3 rRNA genes are annotated in these 5,521 nt (G+C 55.6%); all 3 read left to right on the top strand.

From position 1 onward, the window contains the following. The first annotated feature begins 152 nt into the window (after window positions 1–152). The 3 genes from ACOADB_RS00020 (at window position 153) to rrf (ending at window position 5,514) form a co-directional block, all read left to right on the top strand. Window positions 153–1,671 (top strand): 16S ribosomal RNA (locus ACOADB_RS00020). A gap of 455 nt (window positions 1,672–2,126) precedes the next feature. Beyond that, a 23S ribosomal RNA gene (locus ACOADB_RS00025) occupies window positions 2,127–5,248 on the top strand. A gap of 149 nt (window positions 5,249–5,397) precedes the next feature. After that, window positions 5,398–5,514: ribosomal RNA gene (rrf, locus tag ACOADB_RS00030) — 5S ribosomal RNA — on the top strand. The 16S, 23S and 5S rRNA genes sit together here, the layout of an rRNA operon. The last annotated feature ends 7 nt before the right edge of the window (window positions 5,515–5,521 follow it).

Consider the following 5,521-nt stretch of genomic DNA (forward strand, 5'->3'; position numbering starts at 1 on the left):
TTGAGAACTCAACAGTGTGTCATGCATATAGATTGTTGTGACTGTTTTGCGCTGACTGCCTTTGGGTGGTTGGTGTGTGGTTTCGGCAATATGATTGATTCTGATTAGTAGTGATACTTGTCAGGGTTTGTTGTTTGTCAGTATTGGATTTTCTTATGGAGAGTTTGATCCTGGCTCAGGACGAACGCTGGCGGCGTGCTTAACACATGCAAGTCGAGCGGAAAGGCCCTTTCGGGGGTACTCGAGCGGCGAACGGGTGAGTAACACGTGAGTAATCTGCCCTGCGCTCTGGGATAGCCACCGGAAACGGTGATTAATACCGGATATGACATGTCCCTGCATGGGGGTGTGTGGAAAGTTTTTTCGGCGCAGGATGTGCTCGCGGCCTATCAGCTTGTTGGTGAGGTAATGGCTCACCAAGGCTTTGACGGGTAACCGGCCTGAGAGGGTGACCGGTCACACTGGGACTGAGACACGGCCCAGACTCCTACGGGAGGCAGCAGTGGGGAATATTGGACAATGGGCGGAAGCCTGATCCAGCAACGCCGCGTGAGGGATGACGGCCTTCGGGTTGTAAACCTCTTTCAGTACCGACGAAGCGAAAGTGACGGTAGGTACAGAAGAAGGACCGGCCAACTACGTGCCAGCAGCCGCGGTAATACGTAGGGTCCGAGCGTTGTCCGGAATTATTGGGCGTAAAGGGCTCGTAGGCGGTTTGTCGCGTCGGGAGTGAAAACCATGGGCTTAACTCATGGCTTGCTTTCGATACGGGCAGACTAGAGGTATGCAGGGGAGAATGGAATTCCTGGTGTAGCGGTGAAATGCGCAGATATCAGGAGGAACACCGGTGGCGAAGGCGGTTCTCTGGGCATTACCTGACGCTGAGGAGCGAAAGTGTGGGGAGCGAACAGGATTAGATACCCTGGTAGTCCACACCGTAAACGTTGGGCGCTAGGTGTGGGACCTATTCCATGGGTTCCGTGCCGTAGCTAACGCATTAAGCGCCCCGCCTGGGGAGTACGGCCGCAAGGCTAAAACTCAAAGGAATTGACGGGGGCCCGCACAAGCGGCGGAGCATGCGGATTAATTCGATGCAACGCGAAGAACCTTACCTGGGTTTGACATACACCGGAAGCCCCCAGAGATGGGGGTCTCTTTGATACTGGTGTACAGGTGGTGCATGGCTGTCGTCAGCTCGTGTCGTGAGATGTTGGGTTAAGTCCCGCAACGAGCGCAACCCTCGTTCTATGTTGCCAGCACGTAATGGTGGGGACTCATAGGAGACTGCCGGGGTCAACTCGGAGGAAGGTGGGGATGACGTCAAGTCATCATGCCCCTTATGTCCAGGGCTTCACGCATGCTACAATGGCCGGTACAAAGGGCTGCGATCCCGTGAGGGGGAGCGAATCCCAAAAAGCCGGTCTCAGTTCGGATTGGGGTCTGCAACTCGACCCCATGAAGTCGGAGTCGCTAGTAATCGCAGATCAGCAACGCTGCGGTGAATACGTTCCCGGGCCTTGTACACACCGCCCGTCACGTCACGAAAGTCGGCAACACCCGAAGCCGGTGGCCTAACCCTTGTGGAAGGAGCCGTCGAAGGTGGGGCTGGCGATTGGGACGAAGTCGTAACAAGGTAGCCGTACCGGAAGGTGCGGCTGGATCACCTCCTTTCTAAGGAGCACACCCTGCTCGGTGGCCGAATGTGTCGCTGAAACTTTGGGTTGTTCACTAGTGGAACACAACATTTCTTACTTGCCTGGTCGACAGTTGCTGTCCTTTCTGGATGGTGTTGTTGGTTGGTGTGGGTGTGCTGACACGCTGTTGGGTATCTGAGGCATCAGACGAGCCTTCCCTGGTAGATCCCTTGCGGGATTGGGGTGGGTGAGCTGGTTGGGCTTCTTGGTTGTTTGATTTATTCATAGTGGACGCGAGCATCCGCCCGCACGATGCGTTGTTCAGGCTCCTTGTTGTTCGAGGGGGTGAGCACGTTGGTGGTGGGCGGTTTTTGTTTGTGTTGTTTCGTGATTGTTTTAGTGTTCTTGAGAATTTGAGTTATCCACGCGAAGCACTGCATGTATGGCGCCCTGTTGTTTGAGTGGTTGTTGTGTGTGTTGGTGGTTTGTTGTGGGCAAGTTATTAAGGGCACATGGTGGATGCCTTGGCATCGAGAGCCGATGAAGGACGTGGGAGCCTGCGAAATGCCCTGGGGAGTTGGCAACCGAGCGTTGATCCGGGGATGTCCGAATGGGGAAACCCAGCTGGAGTTATGTCCAGTTACCCACATCTGAATAAAATAGGGTGTGTGGAGGGAACGTGGGGAAGTGAAACATCTCAGTACCCACAGGAAGAGAAAACAACCGTGATTCCGAGAGTAGTGGCGAGCGAAATCGGATGAGGCTAAACCTATATCGTGTGATAGTCGGCAGACGTTGCGGTGTAGGGGTCGTGGGAATATCGTTGTTGCGCCTGCCGGTGTGACGCACAGTCAGAAACCAGTGTTGAGGTCGAAGTCCGTTGGAAAGCGGTGCCGTAGCGGGTGATAGCCCCGTAGACGATAGATGCTGGCTGTGTTCGGTATCTCCCAAGTAACACGCCACTCCTGGAATGGTGTGTGAATCTGGCGGGACCACCCGTTAAGCCTAAATACTCCTCGATGACCGATAGCGGACAAGTACCGTGAGGGAAAGGTGAAAAGTACCCCTGGCGGGGAGTGAAATAGTACCTGAAACCATGTGCCTACAATCCGTTAGAGCCTTCCTTGTGTGGGTGATAGCGTGCCTTTTGAAGAATGAGCCTGCGAGTTTGCGGTGTGTGGCGAGGTTAACCCGTGTGGGGAAGCCGTAGCGAAAGCGAGTCTGAATAGGGCGCTTTAGTCGCACGCTCAAGACCCGAAGCGGAGTGATCTACCCATGGGCAGGTTGAAGCGCCGGTAAGACGGCGTGGAGGACCGAACCCACTTAGGTTGAAAACTGAGGGGATGACCTGTGGGTAGGGGTGAAAGGCCAATCAAACTCCGTGATAGCTGGTTCTCCCCGAAATGCATTTAGGTGCAGCGTTGCGTGTTTCTTGCCGGAGGTAGAGCACTGGATAGCCGATGGGCCCGACCAGGTTACTGACGTTAGCCAAACTCCGAATGCCGGTAAGTGTAAGCGTGGCAGTGAGACTGCGGGCGATAAGGTTCGTAGTCGAGAGGGAAACAGCCCAGACCATCGGCTAAGGCCCCTAAGAGGCGGCTAAGTGGAAAAGGATGTGGAGTCGCAGTGACAACCAGGAGGTTGGCTTGGAAGCAGCCACCCTTGAAAGAGTGCGTAATAGCTCACTGGTCAAGTGATTCCGCGCCGACAATGTAGCGGGGCTCAAGCCGCCCGCCGAAGCCATGGCATCGACGTATTAACTCAAGCCTTCGTGGTTCAGAGGCGTCGATGGGTAGGGGAGCGTCGTGTGGCGAGTGAAGCGGCGGAGTGATCCAGCCGTGGACGCCACACGAGTGAGAATGCAGGCATGAGTAGCGAATCACGGGCGAGAAACCCGTGCGCCGAATGATCAAGGGTTCCAGGGTCAAGCTAATCTGCCCTGGGTAAGTCGGGACCTAAGGCGAGGCCGACAGGCGTAGTCGATGGACAACGGGTTGATATTCCCGTACCGGCGAAATGGCGCCCATGATGAGCCCGGTAATGCTAACCACCCGAAACTTCATCTACCAGAGCCTTCGGGCCGAGGGGTTGGAGCGGAGCGTGGAACCCGAACCGGTAGTAGTCAAGCGATGGGGTGACGCAGGAAGGTAGTCCAACCGCCGCGATGGTAGACGGCGGGTAAGCGTGTAGGGGACGTGGTAGGCAAATCCGCCACGTGGCCATTTGGTTGGTGACCCTGAGACGTGATGCCGACCCCGTATGGGGGAAGTGGATGATCCTATGCTGCCGAGAAAAACCTCTAGCGAGCCATGAGCCGCCCGTACCCCAAACCGACTCAGGTGATCAAGTAGAGAATACTAAGGCGATCGAGACAACCATGGTTAAGGAACTCGGCAAAATGCCCCCGTAACTTCGGGAGAAGGGGGGCCCGGATCGTGACCCCACTTGCTGGGTGAGCGTGAAGGGCCGCAGAGACCAGGCCCAAGCGACTGTTTACTAAAAACACAGGTCCGTGCGAAGTTGTAAGACGATGTATACGGACTGACTCCTGCCCGGTGCTGGAAGGTTAAGAGGACGGGTTAGACGCAAGTCGAAGCTCAGAATTTAAGCCCCAGTAAACGGCGGTGGTAACTATAACCATCCTAAGGTAGCGAAATTCCTTGTCGGGTAAGTTCCGACCTGCACGAATGGAGTAACGACTTGGGCGCTGTCTCAACCATGGACTCGGCGAAATTGCACTACGAGTAAAGATGCTCGTTACGCGCGGCAGGACGGAAAGACCCCGGGACCTTTACTATAGTTTGGCATTGGTGTTTGGTTCGGCTTGTGTAGGATAGGTGGGAGACTTTGAAGCAGCCACGCCAGTGGTTGTGGAGTCAACGTTGAAATACCACTCTGGTCGTACTAGATGTCTAACCTAGGGCCATGATCTGGTTCAGGGACAGTGCCTGATGGGTAGTTTAACTGGGGCGGTTGCCTCCTAAAGAGTAACGGAGGCGCTCAAAGGTTCCCTCAGCCTGGTTGGCAATCAGGTGTTGAGTGTAAGTGCACAAGGGAGCTTGACTGTGAGACAGACATGTCGAGCAGGGACGAAAGTCGGAACTAGTGATCCGGCAACTGCGAGTGGAAGCGTTGTCGCTCAACGGATAAAAGGTACCCCGGGGATAACAGGCTGATCTTCCCCAAGAGTCCATATCGACGGGATGGTTTGGCACCTCGATGTCGGCTCGTCGCATCCTGGGGCTGGAGTAGGTCCCAAGGGTTGGGCTGTTCGCCCATTAAAGCGGCACGCGAGCTGGGTTTAGAACGTCGTGAGACAGTTCGGTCCCTATCCGCCGCGCGCGTAGGAAACTTGAGAAAGGCTGTCCCTAGTACGAGAGGACCGGGATGGACGAACCTCTGGTGTGCCAGTTGTACCGCCAGGTGCATGGCTGGTTGGCTACGTTCGGAAGTGATAACCGCTGAACGCATCTAAGCGGGAAGCACGTTTCAAGATGAGGTTTCCCACCCCCTTGTGGGGTTAAGGCCCCCAAAAGATTATTGGGTTGATAGGCCGGAGGTGTACAGCAGCAATGCCCAGCCGACCGGTACTAATAGGCCGAAGACTTGCCACAACAAATCCCCAACACACTTAACAAACACAGGGGCACCACAAACACGCGTCCACTATGAACCACCCCCAACACCACCAGGTGCAGGCGGGTTCACCCCGACCAGGGGAGAACTCCCACACACCATTGGTGGGACAGAGGGGTAATAGAGTTACGGCGGCCATAGCGGCAGGGAAACACCCGGTCCCATCCCGAACCCGGAAGTTAAGCCTGCCAGCGCCGATGGTACTGCAACCGAGAGGCTGTGGGAGAGTAGGACGCCGCCGGACATACATT

This window comes from Nocardioides sp. CPCC 206348, assembly GCF_048654705.1.
GTDB lineage: Bacteria > Actinomycetota > Actinomycetes > Propionibacteriales > Nocardioidaceae > Nocardioides.